Below are 24397 nucleotides of genomic sequence, written 5' to 3' on the forward strand. Positions count from 1 at the left end.
GTTCCCGCGCGATAGCGGATCCAGGCGACCTATCGGGCCGAAGCGAGCCTTTGCGGCCTCACGCGTTCCAGCTCCGCCGGCTCCTCACCCGCTCGTTCCAGCGCTTCACGTTCTCGAGCGAAGCGGGGATTTCCATGCCGAAGACGTCGCCCAGCCAGCCGCAGACGCCGGCGGTGATATCGGCGATCGAGAAATCGTCTCCCGCAAGGAACGGCCGGCCATCGGCAAGCTCGCGGTCGAGCCAGGCCCATTTCTTCGGCACGGCCCGACGCTCGGTTTCGGCGAAGGCCGGAAATTGCGTGAGGCGATCCTTGAAGAACGCATCCGAGTGCAGCGCGACATTGCCGATCGTGGCGAAGATCACCAGTTCGGCCCGCCGGTTCCACATCTCCACCTTGGCGCGGCTGACGGCGTCCGATCCGAAAAGCGGCGGCTCCGGATGGGTCTCCTCGAAATAGCGGCAGATCGCGACGCTTTCGGTGATGATCGCTCGGTCGTCGAGCTCCAATACCGGAATCTGGCCGAGCGAATTGAGCTTCAGGAATTCCGGCGCCTTGTGCTCGCCCTTGGCGAAGTCGACCTCGACCATCGGCACGTCGATCGCCTTTTCCTTGAGGAAGATGCGCACCCGATAGGAGTTCGGTCCCATGCCCTGGTGAAGCTTCATTGTCTCCTCCTTTGCTTATAGTCCAAGCATTGTGGGCACTATGGCGAAATTGATTGCATATGACAACCAGTTTAATTATTTATCCAGTTCCAGAAGGAATGGGACCCACCCTTCATCGTCGGCTGACTTCATCAACGTCGGACGCGACCTCCGTCATGCCTGAGTGAAGGTTCAGGCCCGCCCACCTCTCTTCGTCATCCTCGGGCTTGACCCGAGGATCCAAACGCAAGCCGTTCAAAACGCTTCAAAAATCTTGCTCGTTCATGGATCCTCGGGTCAAGCCCGAGGATGACGGAGGACCGGAGGCGGTGCGTCCCGAAACGTCGTCGGTGCACGCAAACGCATGCGCGCCCCGACCCCCTCAAAGCCGCCAGCCACCCGCGATCACAAATGGCGCCATCTGTCCCTCGGCGATCGCCACGCTGCTATAGGCCTTCAGCCGCTGGCCATCGCCAGCGCGAGGTCGAGGGCGAAGCGTTCGCCTTCGAACACCGACGAGACGACCCGCATCCGTATGCCGTCGGTGCCGCGGTGGACTTGCTCCGGCCGCACCAACACGTCGGCAGGCGGCACGTCGGCAAGCGACCCGCCCCCGGCAGCACGCGCCGCGACATCCCGCGGCCCAAGCGCCTCCCGCAGCACCGGCCAGTCGAGCCGCCGTTCGCCATTCTCGGGCAAGCTCAGCCGCAGAATGCTGCCGCGCCCGATCAGCCCGCCGACCACCCGGCCCTCCGGCCGCGCGTAGATGTGCGCCGGCGCGGCCACCTGGAGAAGCCGCCCCTCCGACATCACCGCGACGTCGGTCGCGAGCGCCATCGCCTCGGCCTGGTCGTGGGTGACATAAACCATGGTGGCGCCCGAGCGTTCGTGAAAGGCGCGGAACGTCTCCTCCATCGCCTTCCTCAGATGCTGGTCGAGATTGGCGAGCGGCTCGTCGAGCAGCACCACGTCCGGCTGGGTGACCAGGCAGCGGGCGAGCGCCACCCGCTGGCGCTGGCCGCCGGAAAGCTCGGCCGGCCGCCGCTCGGCATACTCGGTGAGCTTGACCAGCGACAGCGCCTCGCCGACGCGCATCTGCCATTGAGCCCCGGAAATACCCCGCACCTTCAGGGGATAGCCGACATTCTGCGCGACCGTCATATGCGGCCAGAGCGCATAGGACTGGAACACCATCGCCATGTTGCGCTTTTCTGGCGGCAGGGCGCGCCCGGCGTCCGAGAGCCGCCGCTCGCCATAGGAAATCGAGCCGTCGCTCGGCTGCTCGAAGCCGGCGATCATCCGGAGCACCGTGGTCTTGCCGCAGCCCGACGGCCCGAGAAGCGCCAGGAAAGCCTGGCGGCGCAGCGTCAGCGACACGTCGGCCACCGCCGGCCTTCCATTCCCGCCGAAATCCTTGGTCAGATGGTTGAGGATCAATTGCGCCACGGCAACACGCCCTCCGGCAGATGTTTCGCCAGCAATTCGAGCGCCGTCATCAGCGCGATCACCAGGAGGACGACGAGCACCGAGAGCGCCGCGGCGAGATCGGAGGAGCCGCTGTCGTCGAGATTGAAGATCGCCACGCCGAGCGTCTGGGTGCCGGCCGACCAGAGCAGCGCCGAGACGGTCAACTCGTTCGCGGCAATCAGGAAGACGAGGATGACGGAGGCACCGGCGGCGGGCGCCACGAGCGGCAGGAGCACGTCGCGCATGCGGCGGAAGAAACCCGCGCCGGCAAGCCTTGCCGCCTCCTCGAGCGCAGGGTCCATTTGCAGCATGGCACTCACCACCGGCTTCAGGCTGACGGCGAGGAAGGACGAGAAATAAGCGGCAAGGATGATCCAGATCGTCCCGTAGAGCGAGACGCCGACGACCGGCAGCGGTGCCGCGAAGGTGAGGATGAAGGCGACGGCGAGCACTATGCCGGGCAGTGCATAGGGAATCTCGATCAGGATGGCGACGAGACCCGCGAGCGCCCCCTTCCGCCGCGCCAGCAGATAGGCGGCCGGCACGGTGACGGCGAGCAGCCCGAGGGCGGCGGCGGAAGCCAGGAACAGCGAATTCTTGAGCGCCGTCAGGGTGATCGACTGGCGGAAGAGGATTTCGCCATAGGCGTCCAGCGACATGGTGTCGAAATTGAGCGGCACGCCATAGGCCGGCACGAGCGAGCTTGCGACGAGCGCCAGCAGGGGTGCGGCCAGCACCAGCACCAGCACCGCCCAAAGCAGCGCCTCGACAGCGACGCGAAAGCGGCCGAGCGAAAAGGCGGCGCGGGCCCCGGAATGGCCGATGAGGCGATAGTCGCGGCCTTGAAGGGCCCGCTGCTGCACGATGAGCCCGGCGGCGGAGATTGCCGCGATCAGCGTCGAGATCAGCGCAATCTCCCCGAAGGTGGCGGCGCCGAAGCTTGCCAGCCGGCTGAAGATCAGCGTCGGCAGCGTCTCGATCCCGGCCGGAATGCCGAGGATCGCAGGAATGCCGAAATTGCCGACGCCGGAGACGAAGGCGATTGCCCCGCCGGCAATCAGCCCCGGAGCGCCGAGCGGCAGCACGATATCGCGAAACACCCGCAGCGGCCCGGCGCCCGCCAGCCGCGCCGCCTCGATGCCGTCGCGCGGGCTCGCCGCAAGCCCGGCCTTCAGAGCCAGGAAGACGAGCGGCGCATGCTGCACGCCCAAGAGAAGCGCGATGCCGGAGAGCGAATAGAGCGGCTGCGGGCTGCCGAGCGGCGGCGCCAGCCCGAGCGTCTTCAGGAGCGGGCTCGCCGGTCCCGACATCTCCACCCAGGCAAGCGCCGTCACCTGCGGCGGGATCATCATCGGCAGCATGAAGGCGAAGCTTAAAATCAGCTTGCCCCTGATATCGGTGAGCGCCAGCGCGAAGGCGAAGAGCGAACCGAGGATAAGCGACACGACCATGCCGCCGGTGGCGGTGAGAAGCGTGTTGCGGAGCGCCGCAAGGGTCGCCGGCGCGAAGATCAGCCGCGCCGCCTCGCCGTCGACAAGCCCGTTCACTCCCGCCCCGGCCAGGCGGGCGAGCGGCAGAACGGAAAGCAGCAGCACGGCGCAGAGCACGAAAGGCAGCAGCCAGGCCGGCTCGCCGCCGGGCACCCGCGGCTTTCGTGGGCGGAAGCCGAACCGCCGCCCTTCTCGGCTGCAGCGCGGCGGCCTCGCCTTGGGGAAACCGGCTTCCCTCACGTGAGGCATCGGCGGTAGTTCGACGCCGCTCAAGGTCCGCGTCAGTGCGCCCGGCAGTTTTCCGAACGTCGTCCGGGGCCGTCGGCCTTCCGCCGCCTCCCCGCCCCCGAAGAAAAACCCGCGAAAGAAAGACCGCAGCCGGCCGAAGCGCCGCGCCCCCGACGGAAGGCGTCGAGGCGGCTCCGGGAACCCGGAGCCGCCTTCCGCATCCGATTCCACCGGAGCGCCCCGGCTGCGGGCGATCTCGTCGGCTCGCGTCATATGGCGATCAGTTCGTCCCGAAAATGCCCGAGAAGGTCTTGAGGGCCGCCTCGGAATTCTTGACCGCCGCCGCCGCATCGACCGGCAGCACCTTGATCGTCTCGCGGGCCGGATAGCCTTCCGGCAGCGCCACGCCGTTGCGGGCCGGGATATAGCCCATCTTCACCGCCACCTTCTGGCCTTCCTCGGAGATGAGGAAGTCGACGAATTTCTTCGCCGCATCGACGTTCCTGGCGGTCTTCAAGATGCCGACCGGCTCGGTGACGGCGGAAACGCCCTCGGCCGGGAAGACGAATTCCACCGGCGCGCCCTTGGCCTTCTCGCGGATCGCCATGAAATCGACGAGCATGCCATAGGCCTTCTCGCCGGTCGCGACCGCCTTCAGCACGCCGCCATTGCCGCCGGCCGCCGTCGCGCCGTTTTCGGCGAGCGCCTTGTAATAATCCCAGCCGAGGCCGGGAATGGCGGCGAGCGTCTCGGCATGGATCAGCGCAGCACCAGAGGTGAGCGGGCTCGGCATGGTGACGAGGCCCTTCGCCTCGGGCTTTGCGAGATCCTGCCAGCCTTCCGGCTTCATCGCGGCGGAGGTGTTGTAGACGATGCCGGTGGTGATCATCTTGGTCGAGTAATAGGCTCCATCCGCATCATAGAGCGCCGCATCGTAGCCCGCCGCCTCCGGCGACTTGTAAGCGAGCAGATGCCCGCCCTCCTTCAGCCGCTGCATCGTCACCGTGTCGGCGATCAAGAGCACGTCCGCCACCGGATTGCCCGCCTCGATCTCGGCCATCAGCTTGGCCATGATCTTCGTCGTGCCCTCGCGCACCCACTCGACCTCGACGCCGGGGTTTGCCGCCTCGAACGCATCCACCGTCGCCTGCGCATCCTCGTTCGGCTGGCTGGTATAAAGCACGAGGCTTTCGGCATGGGCCGCGGTGGAGAGAAGACCGGCGACGAGCGTGGCGGCAACGGCGGAGAGAAGCGTTTTCATGGGATTGCCCTCGGTCAGAGAAAGATGGCGCCGAGGGATAGAGGGTGGGTTTTACAGGGGTGTGACAGGGGGCGAAGTGGACAGTCGGCTTTGCGCTGATAGCGGCTGGTCCACACAAACGACGGTCGGCTTGAGCTTAGCGCAAACGAATTAGTATTCGTTGTCGTGGAACTCATCGACGAAGTCGTCGTCGTCCATCTCATCCAAATCCAGCAAGAAATCCTCCAAGAAGTCGTCCCGGACGCGTCGCATGCGATCGTTCCCCCCGCGCAAGCTTCTCAGGGTCGCTGCGATCGATGTGAAGCCCCTACCGATTTCTAGAAACCTCACACTTCTACGATGAAGCAAAGAAAAATACTGATCTTGCTCAATGAACTGGGCATTGGCGCCGGGATTTATACCTCGGCCGACACTTTCGTAGGCGTACAACCACATTGGACTTCGAAGTCCATCCGCGTTCAAGAATTGATTCCAAATTCTGGGATTTATCGGCCCGTCGACTTGCCCCCGGGAGACCGATAAGACGACAAGCAGCGCAATCATCGAATTGTCCATCTCAAACATGGGCTCAAGCGCCGCTGCGCGAACAGTAATGTTTAGTCGCAAGATCAGGAAAATGAGCCAGATAATTTCTCCAGATCGATTAGCTTTAGCAAGTACCGGAAGTCGATTCTCTACGAAATCTTTTATGTTGTTTCTATCAACGTCACGACGTTCAGCGTGTCTCAAGACAAATATCTCTACGAGAAACGAGATTAAGCTGGAATTTCGGCGATAAGCTTTTATCAAATTACTCTGTATTTTCTTCCAATCGTCAGCGCGTACAAAAGCTAATCGGGCGTTCTGAAAAGCGAACTTCTCAACGTTAAGCTCGGGGTGAGCGTCGCAAACTCTACCCACCTCGTAAAAGAAATGCTGAAACTCAGTATAGTTCGCACCGGCTTGAGGTATATGCACCCTGAGGGCCTGTTTCCATCCTGTGTTTTGTCGAAAGGATGTTGGGTAAATGGCGGATTTCTCGCTGTTCAACTCCAGTTCAAAGTGAGCAGCAGTCTGGCGTAGCGCCGAGATTAAGGTTTCTCCATTCTCGCCGTTGACACTGCTGATAGTGTAGTCGTCGATGTAGCGCGATGCATCTCGGAGCGTAACGCCCAACTTGTTCCGAAGCCTTTCGTCAACCGCTGATGCAACCACCCCCAGCGATCAAACGTGAAGTATCGGGTCCGACTGGGAGCCCGATGGTTTGACCATCTTGTCCGTTACGACAAAGAAGATCGATCATGTTTCCATAGTGGGCAACACCTCTATTTGCCTTCGCCCATTGCTTCCCATAGATCGCCCATGGAATGGCATGTGTGTATATTGAGTGAAAGAAAGCTCGAACGTCAGCCGAAACGAACTCTTCTCTTCGCGAGGATAGGTCGACTCGGAAATCATCGCGCAAATCCACACTGGGCCGCATCAACGCTCTGTCCTCACTCCAGTCGAACACCGGGGGCGATGCGGAAATGCCCGATCTCTTCGCTTTCCTCCGCAAGTCCACATAGTTGTCAGCGATTACGTTTGCCAAAAGAAGATACGAAATAGGATTCAATACGCCGTGACGTCTGTCATCCTTGCCGAACCGCGGAAAATAGAACCAACTTGGCTCGGATACGTATTTCTGAAACGCTGGCTGATTTCGAACCGGCGGCAGTGCCATGATGCCGTCAACAAATGATCTTCTGAACCGTGCCAAGTCCTCCGAAACGAAGCACGGGGGAAGCTCGGGAGCAAAAAAACCATGTGATAGCAATCGTTTCAGCCGCGCTGATTTTGTCTTCGCAGTCAATGAAGTGTACTCCCCTGTGCCGCCAAAATAACAATAGCAATTGCCGTCGATTATACCTTCTATCGTGCGTGAAGGTTGCAGCTAAGGCGCGAACGCAATTAAGTGGCAATTTACTGATGGAATTTGTGCCTTGCCCGCTTAGCGGCTGCTTTTTAGGCTCAAGGACAGTCATCATCGACTGCCCTCAACTTCCAATCCACCTCCCCAATCGATTCTCCACCGCCAAGCCCACCCTTCCCGCCACCCCGCCCCCGCTGTACACTCCCCTTGCCGCCTGATCCCGTCCGCATCCGGACGCCGCGATCCCGCGGCCATGCCGGCCGTCGCGGGGGCGAACGGCGGCGGGCGTTGCCGCGCCCCCGGGGAGGCCGCCATGGACGATGCGCAAACCCCAGTCAAAGCCGAACCTGCCGCCCCGCCGGCGTCGATCGAGCCCAGGGTCACCGAGTTCCTGCGGCTCGGCGTGCTGGCGCTTTTCGCCTACTGGTCGCTGACGCTCGTCGCGCCCTTCGCGATCATCGCCATCTGGGCCGGCATTCTCGCCGTCGCGCTCTATCCGGTGTTCAGGGCGCTCGCTGCCCTCTTCGGCGGCCGCCCGCGCCTTGCGGCGGCGGCGATCACCGTCGTCGCCCTGGCGGTGATCGCCGGCCCGCTGGCGGCGATCGCGCTGAGCTTCGCCGAAGCGGTGCAGGCAGTGCTTGCGAAACTGGCGTCGGGCACGCTCGTGGTGCCGGCACCGCCGGATGCGGTGCGCGACTGGCCGCTGATCGGCAACTGGCTGCACGCCGCCTGGGCGCAGGCTTCCGGCAATCTGGAAGCGACGCTGCAGCGCCTGGCGCCGTCGCTGCTGCAGGCCGGCGGCACCGTGCTCGGCAAGATCGCCGGCATCGGCGTCGACCTCATCGGCTTCATCGTTTCGGTGATCATCGCCGGCTTTCTCTTCCGCCCCGGGCCGCGGCTCGGCGAAGGGCTGAAACTCTTCGCCCGCCGGGTCGCCGGCGAGCGCGGCGCCGGCTTCGTCGATCTCGCCGGCGCGACGATCCGCAATGTCGCCCGCGGCGTGATCGGCGTGGCGCTGCTGCAGGCTCTGCTCGCCGGGCTTGCCTTCTCGCTGTTTGGCATTCCGGCCGCAAGCGTGCTCGCCTTCGCCGTGCTGATCTTCTGCATCATGCAGATCGGCCCCGCCCCGGTGCTGCTGCCGGTCGCCATCTGGGCGTGGACGGCGATGGAGACGCGTGCCACCCTCGGCCTGACCTTGATCCTGGTGCTGATCGGGCTGATCGACAACGTCCTGAAGCCGGTGCTGGTCGCCCGCGGCCTGAAGACGCCGATGCTCGTCATCCTCGCAGGCGTAATCGGCGGCACGCTGTCCTATGGGCTGATCGGCCTTTTCCTCGGGCCGATCGTGCTCGGCGTCTTCTACGATCTGGTCGTCGCCTGGATGCGCTCCGTGCCACGGCCGGAGGACGAGACGAAGCCGGCGTGATCCGCCGGCGCACGCCCCGTCCACCTGCCGCGCTACGCCCCTTGACTATCGGCACCGGGACGTATCAATCTCAAGTTGCGTGACTTGGCGGGGTGAAAGTGCTCTGATTCCGGGTCATCCGAGAGTGAAATCGTAAGCCGTCTCAAGCTGTAACGGGGGAACGTTGCATGCGTGGTTCGAGAACTCTGGCTGCCGTCCTTTCATCAACCCTGCTCGCCGCGGTCTCGCTCGCGCCGGACAAGCTTGGCGCCCAGCAGGCGCCGGCGCCGGCCGTCGTCGTGGCGCCCGCCGCCATCATGGACCTGCGCGAAACCGCCGACTTCACCGGCCGGATCGTCGCGGTGCAGAAGGTCGATATTCGCGCCCGCGTTTCCGGTTTCCTCGAAAAGGTCAATTTCACGGAAGGCCAGAAGGTCATCGCCGGCAGCGTGCTCTATGAGGTCGAGGACGGCACCTATCGCGCCGCCGTCCAGGAGATCCAGGGCTCGATCGAGGCCGCCGAGGCGAGCCGCGAACTTGCCGTCCTCGAGCGCGACCGCGCCCAGCGGCTGATCTCCAGCAACACGGTTGCGCAGGCGACGGTCGACACCGCAAATGCGCAGGTGAAGAAGGCCGAGGCCGACATCGTCCGCCTCAAGGGCAGCAAGCAGGCGGCCGAGCTCAATCTCTCCTATACGCGGATCGTCGCACCCTTCGATGGCATCGTCGGCCTCTCCGCCGTCGATGTCGGGGGGCTGGTCGGTCCGGATTCCGGCTCGCTCGTCACGCTGACCCGGCTCGATCCGATCAGCGTCCAGTTCCCCGTCGCGACCTCGATCCTTCTCGACTATCGCGAGCGCTCGGTGCGCGGCGAGGTCCCCGCGGGCGGCGATGTCGAGATCACGCTGCCGAACGGCATGACATATCCGAAGCGGGGCGTGATCAATTTCGTCGCCAGCGACGTTTCGCAGGGCACCGATACGATCACGGTGCGCGCCGAGCTTCCCAACCCCGATTCACTCCTGCTCGACGGCACCCTCGTCCGCGTCACCTTCGAGCAGACCGAGAAGCAGGAGGTGCTCGCTGTTCCGCAGCAGGCGATCCAGCGCGACCAGCAGGGCGCCTTCGTGATGGTGGTCGGCGCCGACTCGAAGGTCGAGCTTCGCCGCGTCGACGTGGCCCGCTCGAGCCGCGGCCAGGCGGTCATCGCCAAGGGCCTCAAGGAAGGTGAGCAGGTGATCACCGAAGGCGTCGGCAAGGTGCGGCCGGGCGTCACCGTCGATGCGGCACCGGCAGCGGGCGGCTGAGCCATGATCTCCGAGATCTTCATCGATCGTCCCCGCTTCGCCGCGGTCATTTCCATCGTCTTGACGCTTGCCGGGCTTATCGCGCTGACGGCGCTCCCCGTCGCGCAGTTCCCGGACATCGTGCCGCCGCAGGTGAGCGTCACGGCGAGCTATCCGGGCGCCGGCGCCGAGGTGGTCGAGTCGACCGTGGCGCAACCGATCGAAAGCCAGATCGTCGGCGTCGACGACATGCTCTACATGAAGTCGACGAGCGGCGCCGACGGCTCCTACACGCTGACGGTGACCTTCGCCGTCGGCACCGACCCGGACATCGCCACCGTCAACGTGCAGAACCGCGTCTCGCTCGCCGAGGCGAGGCTGCCGTCCGAAGTCAAGCAATCCGGCGTCAGCGTGCGCAAGAAGTCCTCGGCGCTGATGCAGGTGATCGCCATCCATGGCGAGAACGACAGCTTCGACAACCTGTTCCTGTCGAACTACGCCACCATCAACGTCATGGATACGATCAAGCGCGTGCCGGGCGTCGGCGATGCCGCGCTCTTCGGCGCGCAGGACTATTCGATGCGTGTCGTGCTCGACATCGATCGGCTGACCAGCCTCGGCATGACGCCGACCGACGTGATCAATGCGCTGAAGGCCCAGAACGTCCAGGCGGCGATCGGCCGCATCGGCGCCCAGCCGATGACGGACGACCCGCTCTTCCAGCTGAACCTGCAGACCCAGGGGCGGCTCGCCGATCCGAAACAGTTCGAAGACGTCGTGCTTCGGGCCGAGGCGGACGGCTCCTTCGTGCGCATCCGCGATGTCGCCAAGGTCGAGCTCGGCGCGGCGAGCGCGGATTCGAGCTCCCGCTTCAACGGCAAGCCGGTCGCGATGATCGGCACGTACCTCGCGCCCGGCGCCAATGCGCTCGCTGCCGCCGAGGGCGTGCGCACGGCGCTGGAGCGCCTGTCGCAAGCCTTCCCGGAAGGCCTCACCTACAAGATCTCCTACGACACCTCCGAATTCGTCGAGGCGAGCGTCGAGAATGTCGTGCACACGCTCATCGAAGCCTTCGTGCTGGTGATCCTCGTCGTCTTCCTGTTCCTCGGCAACTGGCGCGCGACGCTGATCCCGCTCATCGCCGTGCCGGTGGCGCTCATCGGCACCTTCGCGGTGATCCTCGCCATGGGCTTCTCGCTCAACACCGTTTCGCTGCTGGCGCTGGTGCTGGCGATCGGCATCGTCGTCGACGACGCGATCGTCGTCGTCGAGAATGTCGAGCGCGTCATGGAGGAGAACCCGGGCATGCAGGCGCCGGAGGCGGCGCGCCTTGCCATGGGCGAGATCACCGGCGCGATCGTCGCCATCACCCTGGTGCTGCTTTCGGTTTTCGTCCCGGTCGCCTTCATCCCCGGCTTGAGCGGCCAGCTCTTCCAGCAATTCGCGGTCGCCGTTTCGGTCTCCATGGTGATCTCGGCGATCAATGCGCTGACGCTGAGCCCGGCGCTCTGCGCCGTCCTCCTTAAGCCGCATCATGGGGAAAAGCGCGGCATTCTCGGCTGGATCTCGCGCCGCATCGACAACGGCCGCGACGGCTACGTCTTCGTCGCCGAGAAGATCGCCCGGCGGGCCGTGATCGGATTGGTATTGCTGGCGGTCGCAATCGCTGCCAGCGGCTGGCTGTTCCGCGTCGTGCCGACCGGATTCCTGCCGAGTGAAGACCAGGGCATGTTCTTCACCGAGGTCCGCCTGCCCGAAGGCGCCTCCTACAACCGCACCGATGCCGCCCTTCGCCGGGTCGAAACCTTCCTTCGCGACATAGAGGGCGTGCAGGACGTGACGAGCGTCTCCGGCTACAGCTTCCTGGATGGTCTTTCGAAGTCGAACAGCGCCTTTGCGGTCGTCACCATGAAGCCCTTTGGCGAGCGTGAGGCGGCGTCCGCCTCGGTGAACAGCGCCATTGCCACGGCCATGGCCAAGGGTCTGACGGTCCGCGAGGCGCAGGTTTTCTCCTTCAACCTGCCGCCGATCCTCGGCCTCGGCACCGGTTCCGGCTTCGAATATCAGTTGCTCGACCTGCAGGGCCGCTCGGCGGCCGACCTTGCCGCCACCGCCGGCGGGCTGATCATCGCCGCCAACCAGAACCCGGAGCTCGGGCCGACCTTCACCACCTATTCGGCAAGCGCACCGCAGCTCTATCTCGATGTCGACCGCGACCGGGTGCAGGCGCTCGGCGTCTCGATCAGCGATCTGTTCGCCACGCTGCAGGGCACGCTCGGCTCCTATTACGTCAACGACTTCAACCTGTTCGGCCGCAGCTGGAAGGTGAACCTGCAGGCGGGCCAGGCCGACCGGGACTCCGTCAACGACATCCAGCGCCTGCATGTGCGCAACGCCGCCGGCGGCATGGTACCAGTCGCTTCCGTTGCGCGCGTCGACTATATCGTCGGTCCGCAGACGATGGTGCGCTACAACAACAACCGCTCGATCACGCTCAACGGCCAGCCCGCCACCGGCGTTTCCTCGGGCGAGGCGCTGCAGGCCATGGCGGCGCTTTCGGCCACCACGCTGCCGCCGGGCTACAGCTACGAGTGGACCGGCACGGCACTGCAGGAGCTTGAAGCCGCCGGGCAGACGACCGTGATCCTGGCGCTCGCCGTGCTCTTCGCCTATCTCTTCCTCGTCGCGCTTTACGAAAGCTGGACGATCCCGGTCCCGGTGCTGCTCTCGGTCGCCATCGGCGTCACCGGCGCGCTCATCTCGGTGCTCATTGCCGGCCTTTCCTTCGACGTCTACGCGCAGATCGGCCTTGTCGTGCTGATCGCACTTGCCTCGAAGAACGCCATCCTGATCGTCGAATTCGCCAAGTTCCAGCGCGAAAAAGGCGCCGGCATCGTCGAGGCGGCCGTCGAGGGCGCCCGCGCCCGTTTCCGCGCCGTGATGATGACGAGCTTCGCCTTCATCGTCGGCCTGATCCCGCTCGTCACCGCCGATGGAGCCGGCATGCTCAGCCGCCGCGCCGTCGGCACCGGCGTCGCCGGCGGCATGCTCGCAGCCTCCCTGCTCGGCATATTCGTCATCCCGGCGCTCTATGTCACTTTCCAATGGCTTCGCGAAAGAGGCCACAGGTTCGCCGGCCTGTCAGGCCCCCACAGGGGCGAGACGCTGCCGCCGACCCCCGTCGAAGAGGAGAAACACGATCGGCGGGCGCCCGCGACGGCCGCTACCGCTGCGCAGTCACCACCTGCGCCCTGATCGGCCGCTCGATCATCCCGCTCCCGAACCGTTTCGTCAGCACCGCCGCCACGCCCTCGGTCACCGCCGCCAGCGCCGAAGCGTCGCGCTCCTCGATCTCGCTGCGCACGGGCGTCCCCTGGCAGAAGCCAGTCGCAGCATCGGGAGCGGATATGGGCCCGTTCCTCTTCTCCAGCGTTTCGACCGTGATGTCGTGAAAGCCGGCAGCCTCGAGATCGGTCCTGATCTTTGCGGGGTCCGCGTAACCGTGCGGCACGCGGCGCATGAAGCTCGGCGGGTTCTCCGGAAAGCGTGCTTCCAGCGCCTCTACGGCCGCATGGGCCACCTCGTTTGGCTCGATCCGGTCCCACACGTTGAAGAGGAAGCGCCCGCCGGGCTTCAAGACGCGCCACACCTCGCGGTAGGCCTTCACCCGGTCGGGGAAGAACATCACGCCGAACTGGCAGAGGACGACATCGAAGCTCTCGTCATCAAGGGGCAAGGCCATGGCATCCGCCTGCTGCCAGACGATCCGTTCGTCGTCGCCTTGCCTCATGTGCGCGACGTCCAGCATCGGCTGGTTGAGATCAGTCGCGACAAGCTGTGCCTCGATATCGAGCTTCGGCGCCAGCGCCCGCGTGACGACGCCGGTGCCGGCGGCGATCTCCAGCAGGTCGAGGGGTTTCAGCCGCGCCACCCGCTCGGCGAGGTCGATCGCATAGGGTTCGAAGAGCAGCGGCACCATCAGCCGCTCGTAGATTTCGGGTATCGCTCCGGCAAAGACCTTGTCCGCTTCCGCCATGGCCATGTTCTCCCCTGTCGGCCAGCCGCACCTCCCGATGACGGCCGCTCTCGCCAAAGCATGATACGACTTTACGTTGCTTTTCCGAAGCGGCCCGACAGCGAAAGCGGAAAGCCGTACGCTCTCAGGCCCTTGAGAGGACTTCCGATCGCTAAGCGGCTTGCCTCACTTTACGTCAGCCAGAAGGCTGTCGTTAACGTTGCTTGGTCGAAACGGACATCATCACTCCCTCATCCCTGTGCTCGTCACAGGGATCCAGCCACGGTGCGTCTGCACCGTGAACAAGAGAAAGTGCATGCAAGCTTTCTCCCGCGCCGCGACGCGGCGCCGCTGGATTCCTGTGACAAGCACAGGAATGAGGTGCGGCTATACACGGTTCCCTTCACTCGGGGTGCCCCCTCACCGATACCCAGTCGCATCCGCCGCCTTCCCCGCCTCCATCACCTCGTCCATGTAGCGCCAGCAATCCGGCCGCGAGCCGTCGAGGTCGGTGAAGCCGTAGACCTGGGCGAGCCCACCGCTTGACAGCGACTGGCCGTTGAAGCGGGCCTTGTCCGGATCGGCGCCAAGCGCCGCCACGGCCCGACCGACGAAGCGCGGGGTCTCGGAAATGACGAAATGCGGCTGGAACGCCGTGGCATCGCGCCAGTTTTCCTCGGTCACCTTGAAGGCCTCGAGCATCATTTCCGAGCGCAGCCAGCCAGGGGTGAGCGAGACGGCGGTGGCGCCATGAGGCGCAAGGTCCTTGGCATGCGCCCAGGCCATCCGGTTCGCCGAGGTCTTGGCAAGGTCGTAGAAGGGCGAGAGCCGGTAGTGTTCGGCATTGTATTGCGCCGTCCCGTCGGTCACCTCCACCAGCAGTCCGCCCGGTCGCTCGATCAGGAGTGGCAACGCGTAGTGGGCGGTGATCAGGTGCGTGTCGATGGCGAGCCGCAGGATCCGCAGCCCGTTTTCGAGATTGTGGTCCCAGACCGGCTTGTTCCACTCGAAGAGCTTCTCGCCACCCCAGATGTCGTTGACGAGAATGTCGAGCCGGCCCTCATCGCGGCGAATGCGTTCGACGAGCCCCTGCACCGCCTCCGGCTCAAGGTGGTCCACCTGCACGGCGATCCCCATGCCGCCGGCTGCGGTCGCGAGTTCCGCCGTTTCCTCGATTGTCTCGGGCCGCTGGTATTCCGACGCCTGCGCGCGCGTCGTCCGCCCCGTGACATAGACCGTTGCGCCCGCAGCGCCGAGTTCCACCGCAATGCCGCGGCCAGCACCGCGCGTTGCACCTGCGACCAGCGCCACCTTGCCTTCGAGCGTCATCTCGTCCTCCCGAGAAAAATCTGGCCTACATCGGCCGATGGATATATAAACGCTTATTCGGTTATAAATAAAGGCCAAAATGCCCCGCCCCAAAACTCTGCCGAACGAAGACGTGCTCGACGCCGCCCTTGGCATCATGCGCAAGGTGGGGCCGGAAGGCCTGACCTTCGCGGCCCTTTCCGCCGCCTGCGGCCTTTCCGCCTCGACCCTGGTGCAGCGGTTCGAGACCAAGTCGGGCCTCATCCAGGCGGCCCTGCTGCACGCCTGGGACCGTCTCGACCGGTTGACGGCTGAACTGGCAGGCAGCATGCCGAAAACGCCGGCGGGTGCCGTCGCGCTGCTCGTCGGCCTGTCGGGCGACTATGGCGGCATCGAAAGCTATGCGGATGATCTCCTGATCCTGCGAGAGGACCTGCGCGACCCTCACTTGCGCGCCCGCGGCGCCGCCTGGCGCGACGTGCTCTCCGCCGCCCTTGAGGAGCGCTTCGGCGGAGTGCCAGCCGCCCCGGCCGGCATCGGCCTGATGATGGCGGCGCAATGGCAGGGCGCCCTCCTCTGGTGGAGCTTCGATCCATGCGTGCCGGTCACGGATTTCGTCGAGGAGCGTCTGGAGCGCTTTGTCGCGACCTTCGCGGCGGAGCGGGAAGCGCATTCGAGCTGAATCGCAGCGGGACCATCTTCCCTCTTTTTTCTTTGCGCGGGTGCGCTATACTGATTGCGAAACGCAACCAATGATCATGGGCACTCACATGGCTCTGACGCTCTACATCCATCCGCTCGCCTCCTTCTGCCACAAGGTACTGATCGCGCTTTATGAGGCCGGAACGCCCTTCGAGGCGAAGGTCGTCGATCTTATGGATCCCGAGGAGAATGCCCGCTACCTGGAAGTCTGGCCGGTCGGCAAGATTCCGGTGCTGCACGACGGCGCCCGCGACCGGATCGTGCCGGAAACCTCGATCATCATCGAATATCTCGATCGCCATTACCCCGGCAACGAACCGCTGCTGCCGCGTGACGAGGCGCTGGCCCTCGAAGCCCGGCTTTGGGACCGCTTCTTCGATCTCTACATCCAGGTGCCGATGCAGAAGATCGTCACCGACATGCTGCGCGTTTCCGGCGAGAACGACCGGCGCGGCGTCGCCGATGCGCATGCGGCGCTCGCCACAGCCTATGACCTGGCCGAACGGCAGCTTACGGACCGGCGCTTTGCGGTCGGCGAAGCCTTCACCCTGGCCGATTGTGCCGCCGCGCCCGCGCTCTTCTATGCCGGCATCGTGCAGCCCTTCAGCGGCACGCATCCGAGCCTTTCGGCCTATTTCGAGCGACTGCTCGAGCGCCCGTCCGTCCAGCGCACGCTTGCCGAGGCGAAGCCCTATTTCAATATGTTCCCGTACAAGGAAGCGATTCCGGCGCGCTTTCTTTGAAAACCGCGAACTCCCATTGCCCCTCATCCCGCTGCCGCGACCTTCTCCCCGCAGGCGGGGAGAAGGGGCAAGCCGCGCCCTCTCAGTCCCCTCGCCCCGCTCGCGGGGAGAGGGCTAGGGTGAGGGGCAAATGCCACCGCCAAAGAACTGCGCCGGCTTGCACTTTAGCCCTGACCCGCTACCTTCTCCGGCAACGACTACCAAAGGAGCGAGACAATGGAATATCGTCTGCTCGGCCGCTCCGGCCTGAAAATCTCCACCATCACCATGGGGACGATGACGATCGGCGGCGGCGGCAAGTTTGCCCAGGTCGGCACTGTCGGTGTCGAGGAGGCGCGCCGCTATGTCGACCTTTGCCTCGATGCCGGCGTCAACCTCATCGACACGGCCGATATCTATTCGACCGGCACCTGCGAGGAGATCCTTGGCGAGGTCCTCGGCGGCAAGCGCAAGAACGGCGTCCTCATCGCCACCAAGGCGCGCTTCTCCATGGGGCCCGGCCCGAATGACGGCGGGCTCTCGCGCCAGCACCTGATCAGTGCCTGCGAGGCGAGCCTCAAGCGGCTGAAAACCGACGTGATCGACCTCTACCAGGTGCACGAATGGGACGGCCAGACGCCGCTCGAGGAAACGATGGAAGCGCTCGACACGCTCGTCCGCCAGGGCAAGGTGCGCTACATCGGCTGCTCCAACTATTCCGGCTGGCACATCATGAAGGCGCTCGGCATCAGCGCGCTCGAGCATCGCCAGCGTTTCGTCAGCCAGCAGATCCACTATACGCTGGAGGCCCGCGAGGCCGAATACGAGCTGGTTCCGATCTCGATCGACCAGGGCCTCGGCATCCTCGTTTGGAGCCCACTTGCCGGCGGCCTGCTTTCCGGCAAGCACCGCCGCGCCCAGACGCCGGAGGGTACGCGCCAGTTCGCCGGCTGGAACGAACCGCCGATCCGCGACGAGGAGCGTCTCTGGAAGATCGTCGACATGCTGGTGGCGATCGCCGCCGAGCGCAACGTCTCGCCCGCGCAGGTGGCGCTCGCCTGGCTGATCGGCCGCAAGGCGGTCACCTCCGTCATCATCGGCGGCCGCACCGAGGCGCAGTTCCGCGACAATCTCGCCGCGGCAAATCTGAAGCTTTCCGACGAGGAACGCGAACTGCTCGACGCCGTCAGCCTGCCGCCGGTCATCTATCCCTATTGGCACCAGCTCTGGACCGCCAAGGACCGGCTCGGCGCGGCAGATCTGTCGCTGCTCGGGCCGCATGTTTCAGCAGGATGAGGCGCGGCCGGTCTTCCGGCGTCGGCCGCGCTGTGCGGGCGTTTTCGTTCAGCGGCTCAGCAGGCCGACGGTTTCAGCCACTTCCAGCGTGTCCACGAACTCGGCGAAATCGATCACCCGGCCATCCTTGAAGGTGAACTTGTCCATGAGTTCCATGTCCTTCGAAATGTTCAACGGAATGAAGCGCACCGGGCCGGCGCGATGCACGCACACGGTGTCGCCATCGACGTGCAGGCTGACGATGCTGACGCCGGAGAGGTCCCAGGTGTCGATCAGCGCCTGGATGGAGCTTCGAATGGAGTCCGTGCCGTTCACCGGCTCGGTCATCGCCCCCAGCCATGTGCTCCCAACGATGCGAAAGCGGCAGCTCGGGTCGAACCACCCCATGATACCGTCGAGGTCGTTTTCATTTCGGGCGCCGTAAATCATCTTTACGGCACGTTCCAGTTCGTTCCGATCCGTCATCGCTATCCCCCCATTGGAACCGAGGCGCGGTATGCGGGCGCGACCGCCTCACTTCCCCTTTTCCGCGCAGCCGTGAGTGTGCACCTGCTCGGCTCAGGTTGCAATGAGCCTCATTGCAACTTGACGGGATCGTCATTTGATTTCGTTCGATCCTGAAATGCCCCGACACGCCTGTCCCCGAAGATCGCCCGCTCGAGGGACGGCGCCAGCGATTCCGCGTAGGGGGTGGCGATATGGTGACGGTCGCGGAAGGTAAGCTTGCCGTCGATCACGGCGGGGCAGGTTGTGCGATTGCAGAACAGGTCGACCACATCCACATAGGACGCATGCGTCTCTAGAGCGGCCTTTCTTTCCGCGGCGGGGATGGTTTCTTCGACCGCTTCGCTGCGCGGCGTGTCGCAATCGCTCGGGCTCCGCTTCTGCCAAAGCGCGCGCGCCACGCATTTGTCGAGATAGGATTTGTGCACCGGCACGTCGCGCAGCAGCACGACCTCGCTGCCGGCGCGCTCCAGTGTCTCGACCGAGCGCTTGATGCCTTTCGCCCAGTCCCGCACGTCCATCTGGTGGGTGGATACGAAATTGATGCCGTTCCGCACATAGCTCGACGAGTATTGCGACAGGATCACGACATCCGGCTTCAGCGCCGCGATCTCTGCAAACGCCCGGCGCTTCCACGCGTCGCATTCGCTGTAGTTCCGCATCAGTACGCCGTTCCACGTCGGCACATCTGCCGCCGGACAGGACGACTTCAGATAGGTGACGAGCCGCCAGCCATTGTTTTCGGCGATCTTCTTGAGCGGCGTCGACCAATGGTCGGCATGGGAATCGCCGAGGAGAACCACGGTCTTCTCAGGTTTGGCGGCGCCGAATGCGCAAGCCTTCGGCTGTATCGCCTCCCTTTCGAGCACGCAGGCCGAATCGAACTCCCGCGCCGCCGATTTGCGCTCGGCGCTCTGCTGGATCTGCCGCTGCTCGCCATCGAAGCTGTAGCCCGCGAGGGAGGCACTGCCATAGGCAAGCGTCGTACCGGCTCCGGTGAGCAGTGCGGCAAGCCCCAGCGACCGTCCCGTCCTGGCCGCCAGCCAGCCGTTGTGGCGGATCGGATTTTCGATGAAGTGATAGCTGAAGAGTGACAGGAGCAGCGTAACCGCCAGGCACAGAAGCCGATCGACGACCGAGAGTTCCGGTTCGACAATGCCCGCATAGACGATGACCGGCCAGTGCCACAGATAGAGGGAATAGGAGAGCTTGCCGATCTCCTGGAACGGCCGGAGCGCCAGGACGCACTTGGGGCCTGCCGCTCCCTGATGCGCGCCGCTCAGGAGCACCATCACCGTACCAAGAACGGGGACAAGCGCGATCAAGCCCGGAAAGGGGATCTCCTCCGTCACGGTCAGATAGGCCGATGCGATGAGCACCAGCCCGAGCCAGCCAAGCGCCGGCGAAAAGCAAAAGCGCCGCGCCCATTGTTGCGGCAGGGCCATCGAAGCGAGACCGCCGAAGGCAAATTCCCAGGCTCGCAGCGGCGAAAAATAGAAGGCCCAGGGCTGGGACACGGCCGTCATGTACCAGCACAGCGCAAACGAGATGGCGGCCACCAAGGCCAGGAGAAGGAAAGGACCGCCTTTTCCCGGGCGGAGCCGCGCGCAGATGAGAAGCAGCGCCGGCCAGACGAGATAGAATTGCTCTTCGACCGAGAGCGACCAGAAATGAATGAAGGGATTGTTCGACGCGTCGGCGGCGAAATAGTCGACGGTCCAGCGGATCAGCCAGAGATTGATCATATAGGCCGAGGCGAACAACGACCCCTTGGAGTAGAACTGCTGCTCGGACGGCGCGAGAATGAAATAGCCGAAAAGCAGCGTCACCAGGATGACGAAAAGCGAGGCCGGAAGCAGCCGGCGGGCGCGCCGCGCGTAAAAGCGCCAGAGATCCACCGTGCCGCTTCTTGCAACCTCCTGCTGCAGATGCCTGGTGATCAGAAAGCCCGAAATGACGAAGAAGATATCGACGCCGACAAATCCGCCCGGCAGGCTGGTCATTCCGAAGTGGAAAGCGATAACCCCAGATACGGCCAGGGCGCGGAGTCCTTCGATATCCGGACGAAAATTTCCTGAAGTCGCGGCTGTACTCATACAAACGACGCCCTGTCCCTAGGCCCCCGAGCAGCTGAAGAAACGTCGGCAAGACGGGAGGCACAGTTTCTTTTGCGTCGCAACAATCTTGCTGCAGCGCGGCGTGACGGGCGCGATCCTGATTCAGAATATGGCCTCAATAAGGGGCCCGGGCGCGTTTGTTCCCTTGCGCGACGCGTGACAGGCCCCTGAGCGGCCCGGCGGGCGCATTCGGCAGGTCGCTTCAGAAGCGACCCAATGGTTTATGATCTTCTCGATAAAACAACGAGTTGAAGTGAAAACCTCAACTCGAGTCGTGGCTGTGCGAGGGTGCTCTCCGTGGCGGGGCGCTCGTTTGTGGAAAAACCGTCGCCTAGGCGGCTTGCGCCACCTCGCCGCGAATCAGATCGCCGAGCCGGCGGATGCCTTCCTCGATCATCTTGTCGTTGGCGCAGGAGAAACTCAGGCGCAGCGTGTTCTCGCCCGAGCCGTCGGCGAAGAACGCTCGACCGGGAACGAAGGCGACCTTGGCGGACTGGATCGATTTGGCCAGCAGCTCGGCGCCGTCCGTGCCCTTCGGCAGGGTAACCCAGACGAACATGCCGCCTTCCGGCTTCGTCCAGGTGACGCCGGCCGGCATGTATCTGTCGAGCGCCGCGAGCATGGCGTCGCGGCGATGCTTGTAGACCGCGTGAATCTTCGCCACCTGTTCGTCGAAGCCGCGCCCGGCGACAGTGCAGATCGCCATCTGGTTGATGGTCGAGGAATGGAGGTCGGCGGCCTGCTTCAGCAGCACCAGCTTGCGGATCACCGGCTCGGCCGCGCAGACCCAGCCGACGCGAAGCCCCGGCGCCAGCGTCTTGGAGAAACTACCGCAGTAGATCGTCCGGGCGCTGTTGATGTCGCCCTTTCGGGCGATCTCCAGCGCCAGGATCGGCGGGATCGCCTCGCCGTCGTAGCGCAGCGACTGGTAGGCGGCATCCTCGATGACCGGGATGCCGAGTTCCTCGGCGAGGTCGAGCACCCGCTCGCGACCCGCGCGGTCCACCGTCTCGCCGGTCGGATTGGCGAAATCGGCCGAGAGATAGGCGAACTTGACCCGGCCGCCCGCCTCGGCGGCCGTCTGGACGTAGGCTTCCGGAGTACGGTTACCGCCGGGATTCAGTCGGTCGTAGTTCGGCTCATAGGCATTGAAAGCCTGCAGCGCGCCAAGATAAGTCGGCCAGGTGACGAGCGCCGTGTCCCTGGGCGAGAGGAACAGCTTGCCGAGATAATCGAGCCCCTGCTGCGAGCCGGAGGTGATGAAGATGTTGTCGACCGTCGCGGGAATGCCGAGCGCCGCCATCTGCTTGGCAAGCCATTCACGCAAGGGCCGGTACCCTTCGCTGACGGAATATTGCAGCGCGGCGCTGACCGCCGGCCCGCCGAAGATCTCCGCATAGGCTTGGCTGAACTCGGCTTGCGGAAAGAGCTCTGGATCGGGAATGCCGCCGGCGAAGGAGATGATGTCCGGACGGTCGAGCAGCTTCAACAGTTCGCGAATTTCCGAAGCCTTCATCCGGCTCGAGCGCGTGGCAAAAATGCTTTCCCAATTGAGCATGCGGCCCTCCCTCTTGGCGAAGGCCGGACATGATCACAGCGTTGGATTTATGTCAATATTCCTGACCTATTTTGCTGCCGTTTTGACAAGCCTCGAAGAGGACGCGGCCCGACCGCGGTTCCGTCATCGGCCGGCAGACGCCTTCCGCGACGACTGGTCTACTGCGGTATCGGCGTCTGGCAGGTGCCGATGGTATTGAAGGACATCGGACCGAGGTCGGGCTCAGGCGGCACGCACTCTATCGCGACGCCGACGATGGCGTCCCAGCCTTTGATGATAACCTCTCGCGCCCTTTCCTGTTCCTCGATGCTCGGAAAGGCCGGATCGGAAGCCGCCCCATCGCGCTCAAGCGGCAGTTTCTTCTGCCAGTCGACAGGCACCACTCCTCTGCTCGCGAGATCCTGAAGTCGGATCGGCTCGCAATGGTCCCTCAGCCAGGCGATTTGCGTCGCGTCGGAGTAAAGGTGCTCCATCCACAGCCGCGCCGCGTTCGGATGTGGAGCAAAGGCGCTGATCGCCTGAGCATAAACACCCGCGACGACGCCTGTCCTGGGCCTGACGATCTCGATCCTGGTCTTGCCCCCGAACTGGTCACGGTCGGCGAGCGCAAGATACTCCCAGCGGATGAGGATGGGCGTGCGCCCTTCGACAAGCGAGTCGGTGTTGCCGATGACCGGTAAGAAATTGCCGCTCCTGTTGAGTTCGGCGAAGAATTCCAGGCCCTGTCGTGCCGCTTCTTCGACGTTTCGGTCCGTGACGGACAGCCCCGCCGCGTACACACCCAGAAGGGCCTGATTTGATGACAGGTTGCCGGCAAGGGCGATCGAACCTCTGTATTCGGGCCGGGCAAGATCGGCCCAATCCTGGGGCAAGCTCTTGACCAGGTCCGCATTGATCTCGAAGACGAGCACGCCGTAGTAGTCGCCATACCAATGGCCGTCCGCATCCTTGACGGCATCCGGGATGGTGTCCCAGGTCGAGACCTTGTAGGGCTGCAGCAATCCGTCTCGTTTCGCCTGAGGCGCGAAGGAAATGCCTATATCGATGACATCCGGCCTTTCAGTGCCGGCCCAGATTCCCGCCTTGATTGCCTCGATCTGGTCTTCGGACGCGGCCTCCGGTCGAGCCTCGTTGACCGTTATCCCGTATTTCGCCTCGAAGCCGTCGATGATGCCGCCATATCCGCACCAGTCGCGGGGCAAAGCAATGACGTTGAGCTGCCCCTCCTTCTTGGCCGCGGCAGTCAGGTCGGCTATCGGCTCGGCAGAAGCTGCGGCAGCAAAGGCGAAAATGGCGAGTGCCGCAGGCGCCAATGCCAGACGGTTCGCTACTGAGCATCGTTTCATCACGAGGCCCCCCGTAGATTCGCCGATCAAGTCTATCACCATCCGAGAACCGTTGACATGACGCTCGCGCCTGCCAACTCAGGAAGACTTCAACCGATCTCACTGCGGGGGCTGCTGCTCCGATTGCCGGCGCATTGCTCAACGCCTGGCGCTGCCTCGTGCACGCATGGCCCATCGGATACCCGCGGCGATCGCCAGGCCGAGCAGTGGCCAGCGCGCCCAGAATTCTTCGCTCCAGGTGAGAAGATTGATCGTGACAACGGCGAGCCCCGCGAGTGCGAGCGTGGCAAATCCACGATCCAGTTGCGTGGTCCTGATCCACAGGAATGCTGCGGCCAGCCCCATCCCGAAGAGCGGCCAGACTGCCCAGAGCTCGCCTTGCCACGAAAGAAGGTTTATGACGACCAAAGCGGCCGCGATCATGCCGAGCACGCGATAGATCCGTGCACTCCGTCGGTCGGGTTCGCCGGCCGCAGCCGGCACGGGCTGCGCCTCTCGTCCGAAGGCCGGGCTGCCCGTCTGTGATGTTCGATCCTCCGCGGCACCGATCCGAACCGCATAGCTCGGAACGCCGCCCTCGATGTTCTTGACCTCGAGCTGGCCGAGAAAGTCGAAGCCGACCGCCACCTTGTTGCGCACCTGGTCATAGACCGTGTTGGAAATGACGACGCCGCCGGCGGGCGCGGAGGCTTGCAGGCGCGCGGCGATGTTGACGCCGTCGCCGTAAATGTCACCGCCCTCGGCAATCACGTCGCCGAGGTTGATGCCGATGCGGAAGTACATCCGAGCCGCGCTCGGCCGTCCGGCGTTCAGGCCGGCCAGTTCATTCTGGATGTCGACGGCTGCCCTCACCGCTTCCACGACGCTCGGGAACTCGGCGATCAGCCCGTCACCCCAGGTGTTGACCACCCGCCCATCGCGCGACTGGATGAGACGAGCCATAGCGTCGCGGTAATGCCTGAGGGTGGCCAGCGTTCCTTCCTCATCGGCCCCCATCAGGCGCGAATAGTCCTGAACGTCGGCGCTGAAGATGGTCGTCAGCTTGCGACGCGTTTCCGCCATGGCCCTTGATCCTCGCTCGGTCTCCGCCGTATGGTACAACCCAAAGGTTTCGACCCGTTGCACCTTTCGCCAATCGAATCCAAGTGGATCCAG

General features: G+C 64.2%; 18 protein-coding genes and 1 pseudogene. 6 read left to right on the forward strand and 13 right to left on the reverse strand.

All coding sequences use genetic code 11. The annotated features are described in order from the left end of the window. Positions 1 to 58: 58 nt before the first annotated feature. The 6 genes and pseudogenes from NGR_RS20970 to NGR_RS32700 form a co-directional block, all read right to left on the reverse strand. Positions 59 to 667, reverse strand: a complete 609-nt coding sequence (locus NGR_RS20970) for a glutathione S-transferase family protein (RefSeq protein ID WP_012708479.1) — start codon at positions 665 to 667, stop codon at positions 59 to 61. Positions 668 to 1028: 361 nt separating this feature from the next. Further along, positions 1029 to 2092, reverse strand: a pseudogene (locus tag NGR_RS20980) (ABC transporter ATP-binding protein). Beyond that, a complete protein-coding gene (locus NGR_RS20985; RefSeq protein ID WP_012708481.1) occupies positions 2080 to 4104 on the reverse strand; it encodes an ABC transporter permease in 2025 nt (674 codons plus the stop codon). The pseudogene NGR_RS20980 and the gene NGR_RS20985 overlap by 13 nt, the downstream one beginning before the upstream one ends. 7 nt (positions 4105 to 4111) lie before the next feature. Then, complete coding sequence (locus NGR_RS20990; protein ID WP_012708482.1) at positions 4112 to 5092, reverse strand: ABC transporter substrate-binding protein; 981 nt, start codon at positions 5090 to 5092, stop codon at positions 4112 to 4114. Between the two features lie 150 nt (positions 5093 to 5242). Continuing rightward, complete coding sequence (locus NGR_RS32695) at positions 5243 to 6247, reverse strand: hypothetical protein (protein WP_202800174.1); 1005 nt, start codon at positions 6245 to 6247, stop codon at positions 5243 to 5245. A 19-nt stretch (positions 6248 to 6266) separates the two neighbouring features. Further along, a complete protein-coding gene (locus NGR_RS32700; protein WP_012708484.1) occupies positions 6267 to 6923 on the reverse strand; it encodes an RNA-directed DNA polymerase in 657 nt (218 codons plus the stop codon). 373 nt (positions 6924 to 7296) lie between these two features. On the opposite strand from NGR_RS32700, the gene NGR_RS21000 reads away from it, so the two are divergent. From NGR_RS21000 to NGR_RS21010, 3 genes are all read left to right on the forward strand, one after another. Next, positions 7297 to 8409 (forward strand): AI-2E family transporter, encoded by a 1113-nt coding sequence (locus NGR_RS21000; protein ID WP_012708485.1) that lies wholly within the window; start codon positions 7297 to 7299, stop codon positions 8407 to 8409. A 167-nt stretch (positions 8410 to 8576) separates the two neighbouring features. After that, complete coding sequence (locus NGR_RS21005; RefSeq protein ID WP_012708486.1) at positions 8577 to 9695, forward strand: efflux RND transporter periplasmic adaptor subunit; 1119 nt, start codon at positions 8577 to 8579, stop codon at positions 9693 to 9695. A 3-nt stretch (positions 9696 to 9698) separates the two neighbouring features. Beyond that, on the forward strand, positions 9699 to 12929 hold the full coding sequence (locus tag NGR_RS21010; RefSeq protein WP_012708487.1) for an efflux RND transporter permease subunit: 3231 nt from the start codon (positions 9699 to 9701) through the stop codon (positions 12927 to 12929). Here the strand turns inward: NGR_RS21010 and NGR_RS21015 are convergent. Together NGR_RS21015 and NGR_RS21020 are read right to left on the reverse strand one after the other, a co-directional pair. After that, the gene (locus NGR_RS21015; protein ID WP_165447157.1) at positions 12898 to 13710 is read right to left on the reverse strand and encodes a class I SAM-dependent methyltransferase; all 813 of its coding nucleotides are present in this window, start codon (positions 13708 to 13710) and stop codon (positions 12898 to 12900) included. The genes NGR_RS21010 and NGR_RS21015 overlap by 32 nt on opposite strands. 399 nt (positions 13711 to 14109) lie before the next feature. Then, entirely contained in the window at positions 14110 to 15018 is a 909-nt protein-coding gene (locus tag NGR_RS21020) for an SDR family oxidoreductase (protein ID WP_012708489.1), read from the reverse strand. A 79-nt stretch (positions 15019 to 15097) separates the two neighbouring features. Here NGR_RS21020 and NGR_RS21025 point away from each other — a divergent pair, with 79 nt between their 5' ends. From NGR_RS21025 to NGR_RS21035, 3 genes are all read left to right on the forward strand, one after another. After that, positions 15098 to 15679 (forward strand): TetR family transcriptional regulator, encoded by a 582-nt coding sequence (locus NGR_RS21025; protein WP_012708490.1) that lies wholly within the window; start codon positions 15098 to 15100, stop codon positions 15677 to 15679. A gap of 88 nt (positions 15680 to 15767) precedes the next feature. Next, positions 15768 to 16442 (forward strand): glutathione S-transferase family protein, encoded by a 675-nt coding sequence (locus NGR_RS21030; protein ID WP_164924638.1) that lies wholly within the window; start codon positions 15768 to 15770, stop codon positions 16440 to 16442. Positions 16443 to 16658: 216 nt separating this feature from the next. Further along, complete coding sequence (locus NGR_RS21035; RefSeq protein ID WP_012708492.1) at positions 16659 to 17717, forward strand: aldo/keto reductase; 1059 nt, start codon at positions 16659 to 16661, stop codon at positions 17715 to 17717. 48 nt (positions 17718 to 17765) lie between these two features. Here the strand turns inward: NGR_RS21035 and NGR_RS21040 are convergent, their stop codons facing one another. From NGR_RS21040 to NGR_RS21060, 5 genes are all read right to left on the reverse strand, one after another. Next, positions 17766 to 18182, reverse strand: a complete 417-nt coding sequence (locus NGR_RS21040) for a nuclear transport factor 2 family protein (RefSeq protein ID WP_012708493.1) — start codon at positions 18180 to 18182, stop codon at positions 17766 to 17768. Positions 18183 to 18292: 110 nt separating this feature from the next. Continuing rightward, the gene (locus tag NGR_RS21045; protein WP_012708494.1) at positions 18293 to 20317 is read right to left on the reverse strand and encodes an acyltransferase family protein; all 2025 of its coding nucleotides are present in this window, start codon (positions 20315 to 20317) and stop codon (positions 18293 to 18295) included. A 352-nt stretch (positions 20318 to 20669) separates the two neighbouring features. Further along, on the reverse strand, positions 20670 to 21896 hold the full coding sequence (locus NGR_RS21050; protein ID WP_012708495.1) for a PLP-dependent aminotransferase family protein: 1227 nt from the start codon (positions 21894 to 21896) through the stop codon (positions 20670 to 20672). A gap of 158 nt (positions 21897 to 22054) precedes the next feature. Then, the gene (locus tag NGR_RS21055; RefSeq protein ID WP_012708496.1) at positions 22055 to 23242 is read right to left on the reverse strand and encodes an ABC transporter substrate-binding protein; all 1188 of its coding nucleotides are present in this window, start codon (positions 23240 to 23242) and stop codon (positions 22055 to 22057) included. Between the two features lie 138 nt (positions 23243 to 23380). Continuing rightward, positions 23381 to 24304 carry an adenylate/guanylate cyclase domain-containing protein gene (locus tag NGR_RS21060; RefSeq protein ID WP_164924385.1) on the reverse strand — a complete coding sequence of 308 codons (924 nt, stop codon included), beginning with the start codon at positions 24302 to 24304 and terminating at the stop codon, positions 23381 to 23383. Positions 24305 to 24397 lie beyond the last annotated feature (93 nt).

It is taken from the genome of Sinorhizobium fredii NGR234 (genome assembly GCF_000018545.1).
Lineage (GTDB): Bacteria > Pseudomonadota > Alphaproteobacteria > Rhizobiales > Rhizobiaceae > Sinorhizobium > Sinorhizobium fredii_A.